The sequence below is a fragment of the Mycoplasma sp. 2704 genome, from assembly GCF_034863285.1.
Classification (GTDB): Bacteria; Bacillota_I; Bacilli_A; order Mycoplasmatales; family Metamycoplasmataceae; genus Mycoplasmopsis.
This window is the reverse complement of the sequence record NZ_JAYFFD010000001.1, coordinates 200,145-218,510: the sequence shown is the minus strand read 5'-3', so window position 1 is coordinate 218,510 and position 18,366 is coordinate 200,145. Positions and strand designations below refer to the sequence as shown.

Sequence of the window (18,366 nt, the reverse complement as noted above, 5' to 3'; positions counted from 1 at the left end):
TTGGTAAAATTTTATGAAATTAGTTTTATATACACTTATAGTGTATATAAGAGAGGTGATTATGAAAAAACAAAAAAAGTTAACGTTAATTTCATTAGCTGCAATCTTAACTTCAGCTAGTGTTGTTTCTGCGTCTTGTCAAGCGCCAGGTTCATCAAAACCAATCGGTAGATGAACTGATTTAAACGATGGTGATGCACCAATCATCATTAACCCCAAACCAGTTGATCGATCTGGCGAAATTAAAATTACTGAACCAGGAGCAAATAATGGTAACGGTTCTCAAAACGGAGGTAATGACTCAAATCAAAACCCTGACGGAAAAACTGATGTTGAACGTGCTAAAGAAAAATTATCTAAACGTCTTGTTTCAAATAACTTCATATCAAAAGATCAAAAAATTAGATATGTTGCATTAGGGGATTCAATCACTGCAGGATATGATGGAGCGCTTCCAAAGGATTATCCAGGTAAATTAGAAGCTAACGGTGAAATCACCGGAGCTTCTTATGCTGCGTTTTTAGCAAGATTACTAAATCAAAATTCAAATAATAGACTTGAATATTTTGAAAACTTCGCAGCTTCTGGCGCTCGTATAGTTGACTGATTTAAAATTTTCGGAATCGACTATGATAACCCTTACAACGACACACCTGATTGACCTGCTGTTAACAAAACTTTCAAAAACAAAAATATGCAAGAAATGGGTCCAATCATCAAGGAGCAATTAAAAGAAGCAAACTTAGTAACTATGTCAATTAGTGCTAATGACTTTTTCTTCTTGCTAATTGATACAGTTTCAAAAAATAGACCAATGGAAATTGTTAATGAATTCAGAAAAGAAAAACCTAACTATGGAAAGATTATTGACTTTTTCAACAAAGTTCTTACAAACACACTTCCAGAAGTTAGAAAAAGAGCTTTACTTTTAGTTAATGAACTTAAAAAACTTGCTCCAAAAGCAAACATTAACTTAGTAGCTTACCCATTACCACTTTCTGGTTTCAAAAGAGCGATTGATAAATTCTTCCAATCTAAATTAGGAAACATTCCAGTAGATCCGACTCAAGTTTTATTACAACAAATTAACAGCTCATTGTATGATGTTGCAAAAATTACAGATGTTAATGTGCTAAATGCATACAATGTTGATTATTGATCTGCTCATTCAGATGAAATTTCTGATGTTTATATTGATATTCACCCTAACACAAGGGGTTACAAAAAAATGGCTATGGATATGTATATTAAACTTACATCTCCATCTTTTGACCTCGCAAATTTTGATCCAACTTATAACTTTAACCAAGATTATTTACTCACCGACTCTACAACACTAAAATACCAAATTGAACCTTTTGTAAATAACTTACAATTATTTGGGTCTGATACAAATTCATATTTAGATTCTTCAATTCCATTCATTGATGAAATTAACAAACTTAGAACTCCATATAATTACCCTAATAGACTTTTAAGAATGTCAGCTACATTTAGAAATGTAACTGCTTCAGCAATTAATGGTCTTACAAATAATGAACTTTATAAACAACTCGATCCAGAAGGTAAATTAAAGGATTTAATTCTAGATACAGAAAACAATGGCGAAAATGGTTTTGTTACAATCATTGAATCTATTGTTAATTCAGGATTAATTCAACAAATTTACTTAGATTTCCAAAATGAATTATCAAGATTAAACAGAGAAGACAAACTTGAATTAATGGAAATTCCTCAAATTTTAATTAAATCAGTTCTTAAAGAGGAAAACTTATTCAAACTTATTAGAGCAATTGCGTCTTCAAAATTCATTACACATAAAAAATCTGAATTAATCTCAGCTCTTCAAGGTGTAATTACAAACTTATTTGCACTAAAAAGTGAAATGATTTCAGATGCAATCACAGGCCTTGCTTACAAATATGTTGAACCTTTCAAAATTGAAAAAAATGATCTTAAATCATTAATCACTCAAATTGTAACTAATCCAAATATTTCAAAAGTCATCGGACTTGCACTTGAAAGTTTCATTAGTAACTCTGAACAATTTGCACAAGTAGAAAACTTACAACAATTAATCAAAGTTTTCCTATCAGATAAAGAAAACATTAAGAAAATTGCAAACTCAATTTCTGATTTTGCGTGAGACATTGTTTCAAATGATGTTATCAAAAATATCCTTAAAGACATTTTATGAAACTTACTTGAAAACAACGGATTATCAAACCAACTTATCAAAGCTCAATCAGACAATTTTGTTGATAGTTTATTAAACAGCATAACAAGGGTAAAACCAGACTCAATTAAAGAGTTTATTTCAGATTTTATTTCTCAATTTGCTGACTTATTAAATCAAAACGAATCAACTTCACTTGACAACATTAAGCAAATTGCAACTCAAGCAGGAAAAATTGCTATTGATAATTTCGTTGCTAAAATGAACGACTCAGATTCTGAAGAAGAAACAAATGAATTTAATGTTTTCAAAATTCTTAAATTCATTAATGATTCAAAATTAGTAACAAACAATCAAACATTTATTAAACAACTTATCAAGAATGTTTTAAACAATCTTGATCGTTTAAACATCCCCTCAATGGTTGCAAAAGCATTATCATCAACAAAAATTACTTCATTTGTAGGTGAAGAAAATGTCGATTCACTTGTTAATTCATTGCTTAAAAATCAAAACTTACATAACCTTGTAAATTACTTAGTCGAATCTTATGTAGATAATTTTGCAGAATTTGCTGATGTCGAAGATTTAAATGCATTAATTCAAAAATTATTAGTAATTCCTAACTTACAAACTGTTAAAGAACACATTGAAAGATTAGTTGCTGACTTAACTGATGATCAACTTGCTTCTAACTTACTTGGTAATGTACTTAAATCTGTTGCTAAAAAATACAACCAAGCAGCTAGTGATGAACAAATCACAGCATTTGTTAACGACTCAAAAGTTGAGTTGTTAAACTTTGTAAAATTATTAGACATTATTAATCCACTTATTGATTTTGTGTTTAGTCAACTTGAAACAATTAAGTCAAGCAGCACACCTTATGCTGATGTAAGGGTATTACCTTCAAAAATTACTGATTTCTTAAAATCAAAATTAGCTTCTGACCCTATTGCTTTAGTTAAAAAAGTTGCTAACTTAGAAACATTTAGTTCTCATGCACTTATCTGAAAAGAAATTATTAAAAATGTATTTGCTGAATTAAATGAAAACAATGCAGTTGTTTCAAAAATCAAAGATACTTTAATTTCTATAGTTTCTTCAAATGAAGCTTTAGCTAAATATGTAGATATTGATGAAGTTAAAACAATTATTAACAAGATTTTTGATACAGAACAAATTAATTCATTAATTCCAAATGTGCTTGATTTAATTTTTAACAACATTGCAGAATTAAAAACAGTTGAAAACATTACTGAGTTAATTAATTTAGTAATCAAAAAACCTGAATTCAAAACTATATTAACTTCAAACATCGAACCAATTCTTGATAATGTAGTTGCTGATTTAACAATTAATAAAACTCTTACAAAAGTGTTTACAGTTTTACTTGAAAAAGCAGGATTTACTTACGATGCTAAATTCAATTCAATGTTAAATACTGTATTTGCAAACTTAGTAAACAACTTAAGTTTAGATAATAAACTTAACAATTTAGTTGCTAAGGTTATTGCGTTATTCGATAATGAAAACATTACATTAAGCAGTTTAACTTCACAATTACCAAATGTAATTCTTAAAAACTTGAAGGTGACAGAATTTGAGTTTATTAAAAATCTTTTAAGTGCACCACTTAGTGACATTGAAAAAGCTTCATTAAAAGAATTTATTCAATCATTATTATCACAACTTAAAACAAATGATAAAGTTTCAGGATTTATTAATAATTTAAATCTTGATTCTGTTGCTACAAAACTTAATGTTTCAGCAGAAGAACTTAAACAATTACTTAATGACATTGTTGTTTCAGAACCTCTTGTAAATATTGGAACAAGTTTAACTGACTTTATCTTAAGTAATCAAGAACAAATTGCTAACTTATCTTCTTTAACTGATTTAGTAATTTTAGTTCTTAAGGATGCTAACTTTATTCATAATGTTAAAGATTCGCTTAAAACTGCATTTGATGCATTAAAATCAAATCCAACAATTAAGAAAATGGTTACTGGATTTATAATCGACCTTGTGAAAACAAATGAATCAATTAGCTGATTACTTCAAGATGTTCAAAACATTGATGGATTAGTTTCTGATTTATTTGACTTGTTACCAAACTACAGTGATACATTTAACATTTTTGCACATATCTATAGTGGTTTAGAAGAGTTTAATCAAAATGGAAACTACACAAAATTATCTGATTTAGGTACATTGATTTTGAAATCATTTGCAGAAGAATTTGGTGGAGAAAATCAAGAAACAAACATTATCAAAGCAATCAAGATTTTATGTGATAGCTTACTTTCAAAACACGGTCAAGATATTAATCAAATTATCACAAATGTTTACAACAAGATTGCTACTGATTCACAAATGTTTGAATCAATTTTTGCCAAAGTTCCTGCAAACTTAAAAGAAAAGATTGAAAATTATGTTTCATTTGATAACTTAAAAGAATTAGTTAAATTTGTTTTAAACAATGACTCATTCAAAGTTGTATTCTTAAATCAACTTACAAATGTTCTCAATTCAATTGCGACTACAGATCAATTTACAACTTACAATGATTTAATAATCACAGTTCTTAAAGGGCTTGATTATGAGCAAATGAAATCTAACTTAAGTAATTTCGTTTCTGAATTATTTGAAAACGAAAATAACAAAGTTACATTAAAAGAGTTAATCAATAATGTTGTTAAATCAACTCTTCCTGACTTATATTCACAATTAAGCAAGGACTTTGTAAGTGATTTAGTAGATAATTTAATTCCATTATTAAATTCATTAAACATTTATCAACCTGCATTTGACAAGGTGTTTGAAGTTCTTTCAAATGCTAAAAATGCAGATGAACCATTAAGTGCAATTAAAACATTACCAAATGAAATTGTTTCATTAATTGTTGCTGAATTTAATAAAGATAAGCAAGCATTTGTAAACAAAATCTTAGCTTCACCTATTTATTCAGAAAACAAACAATTCATCAAAAACTTATTACACTACTTAGTCTCAACAATCTTAGTTAAAGATTCAACAATCACAAAATTAACTTCAATGATTAATGACGCAAATTTAGGTGAATTAGTTTCATCAGAAGGTGCATCACAAGTAGCTAACGATGTTTTAAGAAATAGTAATTTACCAACATTACTTAACTCATTAGTTGATGCAATTGTTGATAATGATTTATTAGACTCGATTTTCACAAATCCTAAAGATGTTATTTTCAAAGCTCTTAAAAATTCAAATGTTACAACTGAGCACAAATATGAACTTGCAAGTGTTATTCATACAATTTTAAGTTCAAATGGTTTAGATAAACTAATGCATAAAGCATTAAATAAAATGCTTGCTGATCAAGGTTTATTATCTTCAGAATTACCACTTGAATTCTATGCAGCACTTAAACAAACATTAAATCAATTAATTAACTACAACCCTACAAATACAATGGTTGATCAACTAATTGAAATCATTAATGCAGGTCTACAAGAGTCAAACAGTTTAGATGAATTAATCAAGTACATTACTTCAAATGTAAAATCATTATTAAACATTAAAGAATTTGGATACATTAAAACATTATTAAATTCAAACATTTGAAATCACTCGGACCAAATCAAAGAATTAGTTTCTAATGTAATTTCTAAATACTATGTTGATGAAAATATCCAAAAAGTTGCTGCAATGATACCTGTTGCATCAATTGCTGATAAATTAGGAATTGATGCTCAAGTTTTATCAGACTTATTTGTTGATATTCTTAAGTCACAAAATACTAAAGACATTATTAATTTAGTAACAAACTTTATTATTGATAATAACTCAACACTAAGAGAAGCAAACTCATTTGACCAATTAGCTATTGCTATAGCTTCAAATGAAAACTTTATTGCTTCAATTAAACCAAAAGTTCTAAACATAATTGACCAAGTAATGACAGGAACAAATGCACTTGAAAAACTTTCACAAGCTTTAGCAGCATTTATTAAGAACCCTGATTATGCAAAATATTTTGCAGGTGTTCAAGAACCTGAGCAATTAGCTAAAAACATTATTAACATTTACTCAATTATCGATAGAAACTTTGGTGTTTCAGAAATCGCTTTCGATGCTTTAATTAACTACATTAAAAAATCAGGAATTACAAACTTCTCAATTTCATCAGTTCTTTCTTCATTTACTAAAACAATTAAGGAAAGAATTTCAAAAGATCCATCAGCATTTGAAACAAAAGTTGTTTCAACATTTAAAGAAGTCATCACTTCTGACTTATTCACAAAGAGCAAGAATGATTTATTAAAAATTATTGACAACATATTCAATGTAATTCCTGCTAACGAATTAGCTACAAGTATTGTTAACCAAATAATGTCTAAAGCAGGAAATTCATTTGAAAACTACTTCTCTAAAGATGAATTAATTTCACTTCTTGAATTTGTTTTAAGTAACCAACACTTTAAAAACTTATTTGAAAAGATCGCATCTAATGCAATTCAAAGAGCAAACGAATTTGCTGATGTAACTTCTTACATTGATATTATCAAGAAAGCGTTTGTTTTAATTGATCCACAATCAGTTAAAGCAGATACAACCGGATTATTAAACGGATTATTAACTAACCAAGTTACAAAAGATTTTGTTTATAAATCACTTGTGAAATTATTTGGAACCTTAAACATTGAAGTTACTCCTCAAGTTGATAAATTGTTCAGAGATTTATCAAATAACTTAAAATCAGTTATTGATTCACTCGAACTTGTAAATCCTGCCTTGGATATCTTCTTTGATAAGTTAACAGAAGCCTCACAAGCTGAAAATGAACAAATCTTAGCTATATTAGGTCAAATTCCACAAGCATTATCAGATTTAATTAACAAACAAGTTCTTTCAGATATTAAAGGATTTGTTGACAGAATCATTAACCTTGACGTTGTTAATGATAACTATGAAACAATTATTAACTTAATTCCTAAAGTAATAATTGCGTTAAGAAATAATGGAACAATTACAAAACTTGTAAATTCACAAATCAAAAAGCTTTCAGATTCAAATACATTATTCCAATACACAACTAAAGAACATTTAGGAAACTTTATAAACGAACTTATTTCAATTAGTGAGATAGATGATTTACTTCTTGAGTTTGTTCCATGATTGCTTGAGGATAAATCTTGAACAAATTACATCAATTTACCACTTGATGTAATCGAAAAATTCAAGACTAACTCAGAAAAAACTGAATCACTTAAATCAAAAATTCAATTAATCATTGAAAAAACACTCAAATTTGACTCAACTAAAGTTATTGTTTTAGATTTAATCAATACATTCGGTAGAAAATACAATATTCAATTAGCTGGAATTAATTTAGATAAAGTTGTAGGTGATTTATTACAAAACTTAAACTCATTTGCAATCTCTGCTAAATTATTACCTAATGTTGCAAATATCTTTGTTGACACATTTATTTCAACTAAAGATACAAACCAAACTATAAGTGCTGTAGTTGAATACATCAAAGGATTACTAAAATCAGATGCATACAACATTGTTAAATCATTATTCAAACATTTATCAACATTAGCAGTTAACCAAGATGAAGTTATTAAATTAGTTAACGCAATAATCGAAACTATTAAAGTTAATGATGAACTTAAAGAAACAATCATTTCTAAGTTACCGTTAGATAAATTACTTGAAAGCTTCGGTATTACTAAAGACCAAATCAAACAAGCTTATGATTTAGTTGTAAAAATGCCCGAAGTTAAGGATTTAATCAACACAGTCTTAAGGTTCTTATTCAAAAACTGATCAAGTTGAGCTAATGCAAACTCATTTGATGAATTAATTGTGATTATTTTAGAAACGCCTGATCTTAAAGAATCAATTACAAACTTAGTTTCTAGAATTATTTACACAATCACAAGTGATCAAAACGTTCAAGATATGGTTGCAACTGCTACTGTAAGATATCTTCAATCATCACCTTACGCTTCAATTTTCAATGACATCAGCGATCCTACGCATTTAGTTAAATCACTTTTAGCTAACATTAAAGGAATTGATAATGAATTAAACATTATTGAGCAAGTTGCAAATTCTATAGTTAAATTATTATTGCAAAGACAAACTAATATCACGACTTCAGATATTACTTCAGCTATTACAAGTGCACTTGGTGCAATTGCTAAACAAGAAGGATTCGAACAAAAAGCAATCAGAGTGCTTAACTTAGTAATCAACTCACTTAAACAAGCAAATCATCAACAAGATTTATATTCACTCATTACAAATGCACTTCACTTATTCGAGGATAGAATTAACTTGGGTGAAATTATTTGAAATATCTTTGATGACGAAACACATAGTTACCTAGAAGAAAAAGTTATTTCTCAAGATTCATTTGTAGAGTTAGTTAACTCAGTTGTAACTTCTGATGAATTAAAAGCATTAATCACAGAAGTTTCAAGTTACATTGTTGAAAATAACCAATTCTTAGAAAACACAACTACTTTCTACGATATTCTTAAGATTTACTTAAATGTAAATGAAAATGTTAAAAGATTTGGTGATTTAGTTGAGGGAATAATTGTTAAAACACTTAACAATGACATTAGTAAAGGTGTTGTTAAAAAATTACTTAATAGATTTATCAACTTCCTTGAAATTCCAAGAACAAGTGAACTTGAAGAATTTATTCCTACATTAATTGACAACTTACCAGTTATCTTACAACGTGCCGGAATATTCAGATCAGTTGTAGATAGCATTGTTTCAACATACAAGAAATCTGCTTCATTCACTGAATTTGGTTCAAGTGTTGTAGGAGCAGTTGTTAAAGGAATTGACTTTACAACATTCAATACAGTTAAGAAGATTCTTCTTGATCCATTTATTCAAGATAATAAACAAAAAATTATCGACTTATTCAGAAGCATCATTACACAAATGCTTAATAATAAACAAAAATTAACAAGAGTTATTTCTCAATTTGGTTTAGGAAAAGCGTTATTAGGTACGAACGATTATGACACAGCAATTAACAATATGGTTGTTAATGCATTAGGGAACGAAAACTTAATTAACTTATTAGTTACAGTATTCACTGATGTACTTGATAGATCAGAAGATTATGCTAAACGTAATTCATTCTCATCTGTGCTTAATGAAATCTTTGTTTCACCTAAATCACCTCAAATTAAGCAATATATTGTTCAATGAGTTAACCACATTTTAGATAATGAAGATGCTGAAATTTCTCATGGTATTGGACTTATTATTTCAAATATGTTCAAAGGAATGGGATTTGCGTTTAATGATTCAGATTCACAAATCTTTGACAACATGGTTTCAGGATTATTCAAAACTCTTAGAGGTTCAAGTGAACTTACAACTATTGTTGACAATATTTATGAATTAATTAAAAAAACTGACTTTGAACAAATCGAAGACAGAATTAAAGCTCTTAAAGATATTGTTATTCATGGTATTATGTCAATCATCTTGAATAAAAATGGAAACATTTCAATGGATAAAATTCTCGAAAAAGGGCCATTTATTGGAAAAATTATCAAGAATATGGGTAATGGTACTTTTGTTAAATTTATCAACAGATTGTTTGAAAGTTCAACATTACAACCTGAAAAAACTGGTATTTACAAGATTATTGATGGTCTGATGAATCCGAATCAATCTTCATCATCTTCGTCATCTTCATCTAACAATAATCAAGGAAGCTCATCATCGCCAAAATACAAATTTGAGTTTGACGTAAGTATTTTTGAAATTGTGGGTAGAGTTAAAGAATTTATTAAAGAACTTTACATTCCTATCTGAGAATATATGTTTGAAGAAATTCAATCAGGTAGATATAACACAAGTCTTAGAAATAATGCTTACAAACAAAATGATGCATATAAAGCAGTTTTCAGATTTACGACATTTGCTTTATGAGCCGCTAAAGAAAAAGGAAATATTTCAGATTTCTTATTCTGAAACGGAACAACTCTTGAACTTGAAAACATCTTCCTTGATGGAACTGAAATGGCTTGAACAACAGTTAAAAATAGACACGCTCAAGATTTCAATAGGTGAACAGAAGAGCAAAAACGTGCATTTGGTAAAGCAGAAAGAGGAAATGGTTACAACTATGAATTTATAGTTGGAAACAGATCTAACAGTACAAATAATTCAAACTATTGAAAAGATCAAGTTTTAGTTTACATCTACTATAGAAAAACAAAACCTATTGATAAATTCACAAGAAAAACTAAAACAGAAATTCTTTACGAAATGCTTAGAGATGGATACATTAATAAAAATTAATCTCTAGTTTCAAAGTGCTACACACCAGTTGTGTAGTGCTTTTTGTATAGATTCGACCTAAAACTTTTAACTTTGAAATAATGAAAAATGTAATACAATAGATTACAAGAGTTTTAAAACTACTCTTACAAAAATTAACAAATATATCAGTAAATATGGATTCACTTGGGTGTGCTAATCATAGTGCTAGGTGCTCGAAATATTTACGTAGCAAAACAAACTAAAAGGAAATTAAAATTATGAACAACGCAGAAAACAAAAAAGAAAATGTTAAAGTTGTTGAAAAACAACAAAGAACACCAATTGTTTCAAAAACAAAATTATTAGAAGCTGGAGCATACTTCGGACACAAAACTCACGCTTGAAACCCAAAAATGAAAGATTACATTGTTCCAAACAAAAAGAACAAAGGATCACACATTATTGACATTATCAAAACACAAAAATACTTAGAATACGCTTACTCATTAGTAAACACATTAGCATCTAAAAATGCACAATTTATTTTTGTTGGTACAAAAAAACAAGCTAGAGAAGCAGTTAAAGAAGCAGCTGAAAGAACAAACTCATTATACGTAACAGAAAGATGATTAGGTGGTACATTAACAAACAACCAAACAATCATGTCACGTGTAAACAAAATGAAAGAATTAGAAGCTAAAGCAGCTAACGGATTTGCTGGATACACAAAGAAAGAAGCTTTAGACTTGCAAAAGAAATTAGATAAATTACACAAAAACTTAGATGGAATCAGAAACATGAACAGATTACCACAAGTAATGATTGTTGCTGATCCAAATGAAGATGCAATCGCAGTTAAAGAAGCTAAAAGAAAGAAAATCAAAGTTATTGGTATTTTAGATACAAATGCTAACCCAGATTTATTAGACTTCGGAATTCCTGCAAACGATGACTCTTCAAAATCAATCGCTTTAATTATGACAATTTTAGCTGACGCTATTGTTAAAGCACGTGGTGGACAAGTTAAATTTGCATACCAAGAAGACGATAAAGTTGTTTTACCTTCATTCCAAAAACAAGAAGAAAACTCAAACAACTAATTAATCACAAAATAATTTAATTAAGGAGTAATCATGGCAGACATGAAAATGGAAAAAATTAAAGAATTAAGAGCTAGAACAAATTCAGCCTTAATCGATGTTAAAAAAGCATTAGAAGCTACAGAATACGACATTGAAAAAGCTATTCAATGATTAAAAGAAAATGGAATTGTTAAAGCTGCTAAAAAAGCAGGTCGTATTACTGCTGAAGGTGCAGTTTCAGCTCATGGAACAGATAAAGAAGCTGTTATGGTTGAAATTAACTCAGAAACCGATTTCGTTGCTAAGAACGACAAGTTCCTTAACTTATTAAACGAAGTTACAAAATCAGTTTTTGAATCAAAGGCTAACACCTTAGAAGAAGCCTTAGCTACAAAAATGAATGACAACGAAACTGTTGAACAAGCTTTAATTCAAGCTACATCAGTTATTGGAGAAAAAATTTCTCTTCGTCGGATTCAAAGAGTAGTTGCTGAAGAAGACCAAGTTTTAGGTATATACGTTCATGTTAACCGTCAAGTTGCAGCAGTAGTTACAGTTAAAGGTAACAATGTAGAAGCTGCTAAAAACGTGGCAATGCATGTTTCAGCTATGAATCCTGAATTCACATTAGTTTCAGATATCCCTGCAGAAAAATTAGAAGAAATCAAAGCAGGATTTGAGAAACCAAATGGTTTTGACTCTAAACCAGAAAAAATACAACAACAAATTACAGAAGGTTGATTAAACAAACAATTATCAGAAATCGTTTTAGCTAAACAACCTGTTGTTGTTGACGATTCAGTATCAGTTGAAAAATACTTATCAAATCACAATGATGAGTTAGTTTCAGCTGTTAGATTTGAAGTTGGTGAAGGTATTGAAAAAGTTCAATCAAACTTTGCTGACGAAGTAGCTGGAATGGTTGTTAAGTAGTTCTTACTTAACTTCTATTTTGATATAACGCATATTCTAATCACTTGGAATGTGCGTTTTTCTTTATAAATTAATAAATTAATTTATAATAAAACTTATAAAATCAAATTAACTAAAAAAATCAATAAAATAAAGGATAAATCATATGAAAGCAAGATTAAAATCATTAGTTTTAGGTTTAAGTGGTGCAACATTACTTTCACCAATGTTATTAGTATCATGTAATAACTCATCAAGCTCACAAAAAAGTCAAGCAGAACTTAAAGCAGAAAAATCAAAATTAAACACAGATATTCAAGCTGAATTTAACAAATACAGTTCAGTTGCTAAATCTGGAGATAGCTTAGATCAATTAGTTTCAAAAAAACAAAATGAATTATTTGCTTTAATTGCTGAATTAGATAAAAAAGAAGTTTTATCAGATTCAGACGTTAAGAAATTAGCTGACTTTTTACAAACATTAAAAGATCAAGCTGCAGACGTATTATTACGTGGATTTGTTGATAAAAACTTAGAAGTTGTTGCAATTGAAAAACAACTTGAAGCAGCTAAAAAGGAATTAGAAGATCTTAAAGCCGACACTGAAGGTGCAAACAAGGAAACATTAGCAGAAAAAGAAAGAGAAATTCAGGCTCTTAACGATCAATTAGAAATTGCTAAAAACGAATTAGAAGATGTTAAGTCAAAAATGGTAAAGAGAGCTCCTTCAGGTAAGCAATCATTACTTAAAATCACAAAGGCAATTCTTTTCTACTTAAGCTCATTTAAATCAAAATACCCTGAACTTTATAAATCAAACCAATCAATCATTGATGGTGCTGTTTCAACATGAGAAAAAAGTAGTAAAGAATATGAAGCTCAAGAAGACGACTACGATAACATTAACTATTTCTATGCTCAAACAATGTATGCTTTAAACTGATACACAATTATTAAAAATTACTTCCCTGAAGCTAAAGTTGAAATGCCGTTTCCCAAAGAAGAATTCATGAATTCATTATTCCAATGAAGAATTAAAGATTTAGAAAATGTTGCAGCTAACTTATCAAGTATGGATCGTTCAACTTTATCAGCTGAAGAAAGTGCAAAAGTTGATGAAAACATTCAATTAGTTAATGGTGTTAAAACAAACTATGAAGAAGCATTAAATACATCTACAAACTTAGACGAACAATTTATTAACTTCCAAGCATTAGAAATTCAATTCTGAAGCAAATACATTTACAACACAAATTCATTCAATGAATATAGACCTTCATTAATGGTTCCTTCATTAAGAATTTCTAAATTCCCATTATCAAATGAAATCATTGATGCAGAAGTTTTGGAGCAATTAAAACCAGTTTCTAAAGAAATTGCAGACAAGTTCTCAGAATTCTACAAAAACACAGGAATCAAATACTTACCTTCAGTTTACTACACAAATCTTTACAACCAATTCCGTGATGATCTTTTCAATGTTATTAGATACCAATTTATCCCTAAACAAACCACATTAGAGGGGTTATTATACGTTCTTTCAAAATCGGAAAATGATTTATCAAAATACAATATTGATACAACACAAATTCTTGCTGATATTAACGCAAAAGCTAACGAAATGTATGATGGAGCCTACAGCGGTAGCACATATGCTCTATACAATAGAAAAGTTAAGGCAAAATGAAATGAACAAATGTATGATGGAGATGAAAACTCAGCAATTTACAAATCATATAAAAAATTCAATATATGAGCTATTAAGCAAATGAACGAAATTAAAGCTCTTTCACAAGAACAATTTGTTTCAGCAGTTGATAGATACATGTTAATTAAAGCTTTTGACTTTAAATTACACACATTAGTTAACTTATTTGAATACTGAAAACTTCAAGGCATTGATCCAAAATCTGAAGAAATGGAAGCTATTTTACAGCTTTCAAAATCAGCTTCAAAATATCAAGCAAGAATTAAATCTGCAGAAGATTCAATCGCTGATTCAGAAGCTATCAAAGCAAAATTAAAAGAATTAGTAAGTTCATACAATTTAGATACAATTAACCATCCAGATTACACAACAATTGAACAATACTCATCTACTCTAAATGAAGATAAAGCTAAAGTTCAAGCAGTTATTGATGCATATTCAGCATTAACAGGAGCTGATGGAATGTTTGAATTTACATTTAGCCAAATTACAGACTTTTTCAATAGTGCTGTAGACAATTTCAGAACAATTATTAATAAATGAGATCAATTTGTTGCTGATTCTAATACAGAAGGTTTTGCTGAAACTTACAAAGTTTTAGCTGACTTCAAATCAGTATTAGAACAAAAAGTTGGTGATGAAAACGATGGTAACATGGATATGCTTTACGTAAAATTTGCTGATATTTACAAAGACAACAGATCAGGTGATAAATACACAAACGGGTTAGCTTTATTAGATGAATATACAACATTTGCTAACTCTTTAAAACAGGGTGAATTTGCAAATGAAACAGATGCTAGAGCATACTTAAACAACAAATACTCACAATTTGAGCAATTAAATGTAAAAATGACAGCTGCTAGAGAAGAAGGTGGAGTATTTTATGCATTAGATGATTACCAAGGATTCAGAGACGAATTAGACTATGAATGAGGTGAATTTGCAACTACATTCAGTGACCACGCTTATGATTCAATGTCTCTTGATGACTTAAATTCTAAAGTTGCTTCACTTAATGAAAAAGCCGTTGAATATTCAGCTAACTTTGGTAAATTACCAGCTGCTGGTGAAACATTTATGAAACTTATTGCAGATGATATTGAAAGAGAAAACTCAAACATTGAAAACTTTAGAAGACAAGATAAGAAAGCAAAACAAAGTTTATACATTGTTCCAGGTCAAGAAATTTATGCATTTATTAGACAAATGTATAAATCAGTTTCAGCCGAATTATCAGAAACTTCAATTAGTGAAGACCACCAAGATAAAGTTGTTTATGATGCAACACACAAAGCTATTGATAATTTAGTTAAAAAAGATTTAACATTTAGAAATATAATTTTTGCTAACGCTGATGGTTTTGAATATTTAACAGATGAACAAGAAGCATCAGGAAAACCTAAATCAGAGTTATACACAGAAATGATGAATTTAGAATCAGCTTACTATCAAGCTAACTTAGCATACTTAAAAGCTGACGCTAGTTTAAAAGATGAGAAAAAACAACAATTACAACAAGCTAGAGTAGCTTACTACAACTTCTTAAATTCAGATAACTTCTCAATTTCAAGAAGTTCATACTTAAAATTCAATTTAAATGTTTACCGAACATATGATGATAATAGTGAATTTACACCATTCGATTTAGCATTATTATTCGCTCAATACGATGGTTCAATTGAATTATTAAGATTTGTTGAGAAAACATACATTAAAAACAATCAATAATTTATTTAGTTAAAAACTGGTATCAAAAACCAGTTTTTAATTTTTTTAATTACTAAATTTGAACTTAATAAGGTTTAAATCCTCAGTTAATTTTTGATTATCAGAAATTTGTTTTTCTAATAACTTTTCAATGTTCGCAGGATCAGTCACATATCTTTTTATAGCTATGTCCAATGTGTTTTTGTAACTTAGGTATCTTTTATACTCAGCACTATGGTAATCAATTGTCATTAAATCTAATTCATATCTACCATCTTCTTTGTATTGTCTGAGTTTCTCAGGATCTTTTTCAGCTTCTTTAATGTCTCTCTTAGCTTTCTCTACACATTTAAAACTATCATCAACTAATTTATTGATTTCCTTTATCTTAGTTGTTAAGAATGTTTTGATATTTTGTTTTCTATTTGAATCATTTTTTAGATTTGTAAGTATATTTGTTAGAAATTCATTTACTTTAGTGAATTTTGAAACATTAATTTGAAAATTGGATTGTAAGTTTGATTTTAAATTAGCTTTATATTCTTCTTTAAAATCATTAACTTGCTGTCTGATTTCGTCAGTGATTCAACTTTCATTATAGTCAGCAAGGGTTAATTTGTTTTCTCAAAAAGTGTTAATTACAAAATTATTAATGCTTGAAAATGCTTTAAGTAACATTTCTTGGTCTGATGTAATTTGACTATTATTGCTTTCAATTTTTGCAAAATCATAATTTGGTTCTGAACTGTTTATAGTTAATATTTCATTTTTAACAGTGTTCAATCTAAAATCTGAATTTTGTTTTAGACTTTCCAAAGTTTCTTTAGCTGTTTGCAATTGAGTAAATCAAAATTTAATTTTCTCTTCTTTATTAGTATTAAAGTAACTTGAATTAATGAATTCATTATGAGCGATGTTTGCTTCTTTGGTTTTTTCAGTGATCATTCAAAGTTGTTCGCCTAAAAAGAAATCCTGAAGTTCTAATTTTGCTTTTTCAATTAATAATGGTTCTAATCTGTCAAAATTATTGTTATAAAAGTCTTTGTAAGATTGATATGAACCTGTTGCTCTATTGAGTACGGTTAAATTTGCAGTTTGCATTTCGAGAACTTTATTGTAGATAACTTGTAAATTATCGGTTACAAATCTTATTTTCTTATAAATTAGTTCAATAGGATCTTCTTCAATAATTTGATTATATTTTGTGACGGTTTCATCTAATATATCTTTGAGCTCATCTGAATTGGTTTCATTAATATAACCCTTCATATAGTTAAAAAGTGTTATAAATTTGTTGTATTTCTGAGTTAAATATTCGATAAATTTATTCCTAATTTCACTATCTGCTAGGTGTTTTAGTTTTGAAAGTAATTCTGTATCTGTTTTGAAATGAGCACTTAAATAGTTGTTAGTTTGAATTAAATTTGATTGAATTTGTCAATTCAGACTCATTAATTTTATACTTGATAAATTCAAACTAATTAATTCATTATCTAACTTATCTAAATATTGATAATTACTTTTAATACCTTCTAATTCAGCGTGATAGTTATTTCATAACTGGTCATTTTTAAAACATAAATCCTCAATTAATGGAACAAACTCTTCTACATTTGCTTTTGTTAATATGTGATTTTCAAGGAAGTTTATGATTTTTTCACATTCTAAAATATGACTTTCAACAATGTTATTTATTTTATTCAACACTTCTTGTTCTGTTGTGTTTAAATTGTGAAATTCAAAATTAGTTCATAAATTTTTAAATTCTTTAAGCCACTTAATTGATGATTTCATTTGTCCTACAACAAATTCTCTATATTGTTTTATGTTTTCTAAAAATTTATTCATATTTTGAGGTTCTTGAATAAAAAAGTCTTTGTAAACATTTCTACCATGCAATAAGGTTGAATTATGTCATTTAAGGTCAGGAAAATCTAATAAATGCATTTTTGCTTGGGCACTTAAAATGCTTGCAACATAATTTATTCAAGTATTTGAATTAGCATTAGTAAATGAACTAAGGTTTGATTGATTTAGTTCTGTTAGTGCATTGAATTTACTAAAAATTGCATCTTCATAATTTACAGTGTTTGACAATACTCTCGATTCATTTACACCTACAGGAGTATTAAAAATAGGTGCAGGTTGCACAACGGGTACATTGATTTTGCTTTTATTTTCTTTCTTTTCGATTGGTTCACTAGACACTGGTGCAGACTGAATATTTCTTACAATTAATCAAGTTCCTACACCGATTGAACCTGCGACCATTAGTGAACCCAAAATTGTTAGTCATTTATTTTTAAATATTTTTATTTTCTTCATTTTTCTCCTCACTTTATTAGTAAAAATGATCAAAAAAGAACTAAAAAAGAACATAATAAGCTTTTGAAAAATCTACATTTAATGTAAAATTGAATTTATTTATATATTTATATATAAATAAGGATTTTTAATCAAAATTTGAAATTCAATAAAGGAGTACT

At 28.3% G+C, this 18,366-nt stretch carries 5 protein-coding genes; 4 read left to right on the top strand and 1 reads right to left on the bottom strand.

Annotated elements, in window-relative coordinates:
• Positions 1-61: 61 nt before the first annotated feature.
• The 4 genes from VBM90_RS00590 (at position 62) to VBM90_RS00575 (ending at position 15,901) form a co-directional block, all read left to right on the top strand.
• Positions 62-10,507: an SGNH/GDSL hydrolase family protein gene (locus tag VBM90_RS00590; protein WP_323176469.1), complete on the top strand. Its 10,446-nt coding sequence runs from the start codon at positions 62-64 to the stop codon at positions 10,505-10,507.
• Positions 10,508-10,746: 239 nt separating this feature from the next.
• The gene (gene rpsB / locus VBM90_RS00585) at positions 10,747-11,568 is read left to right on the top strand and encodes a 30S ribosomal protein S2 (protein ID WP_323176468.1); all 822 of its coding nucleotides are present in this window, start codon (positions 10,747-10,749) and stop codon (positions 11,566-11,568) included.
• A gap of 33 nt (positions 11,569-11,601) precedes the next feature.
• A complete protein-coding gene (gene tsf / locus VBM90_RS00580; protein WP_257089564.1) occupies positions 11,602-12,483 on the top strand; it encodes a translation elongation factor Ts in 882 nt (293 codons plus the stop codon).
• Between the two features lie 145 nt (positions 12,484-12,628).
• A complete protein-coding gene (locus VBM90_RS00575; RefSeq protein ID WP_323176467.1) occupies positions 12,629-15,901 on the top strand; it encodes a hypothetical protein in 3,273 nt (1,090 codons plus the stop codon).
• Between the two features lie 45 nt (positions 15,902-15,946).
• Here VBM90_RS00575 and VBM90_RS00570 read toward each other — a convergent pair whose 3' ends face one another.
• Positions 15,947-18,205 (bottom strand): hypothetical protein, encoded by a 2,259-nt coding sequence (locus VBM90_RS00570; RefSeq protein WP_323176466.1) that lies wholly within the window; start codon positions 18,203-18,205, stop codon positions 15,947-15,949.
• Between the last annotated feature and the right edge of the window lie 161 nt (positions 18,206-18,366).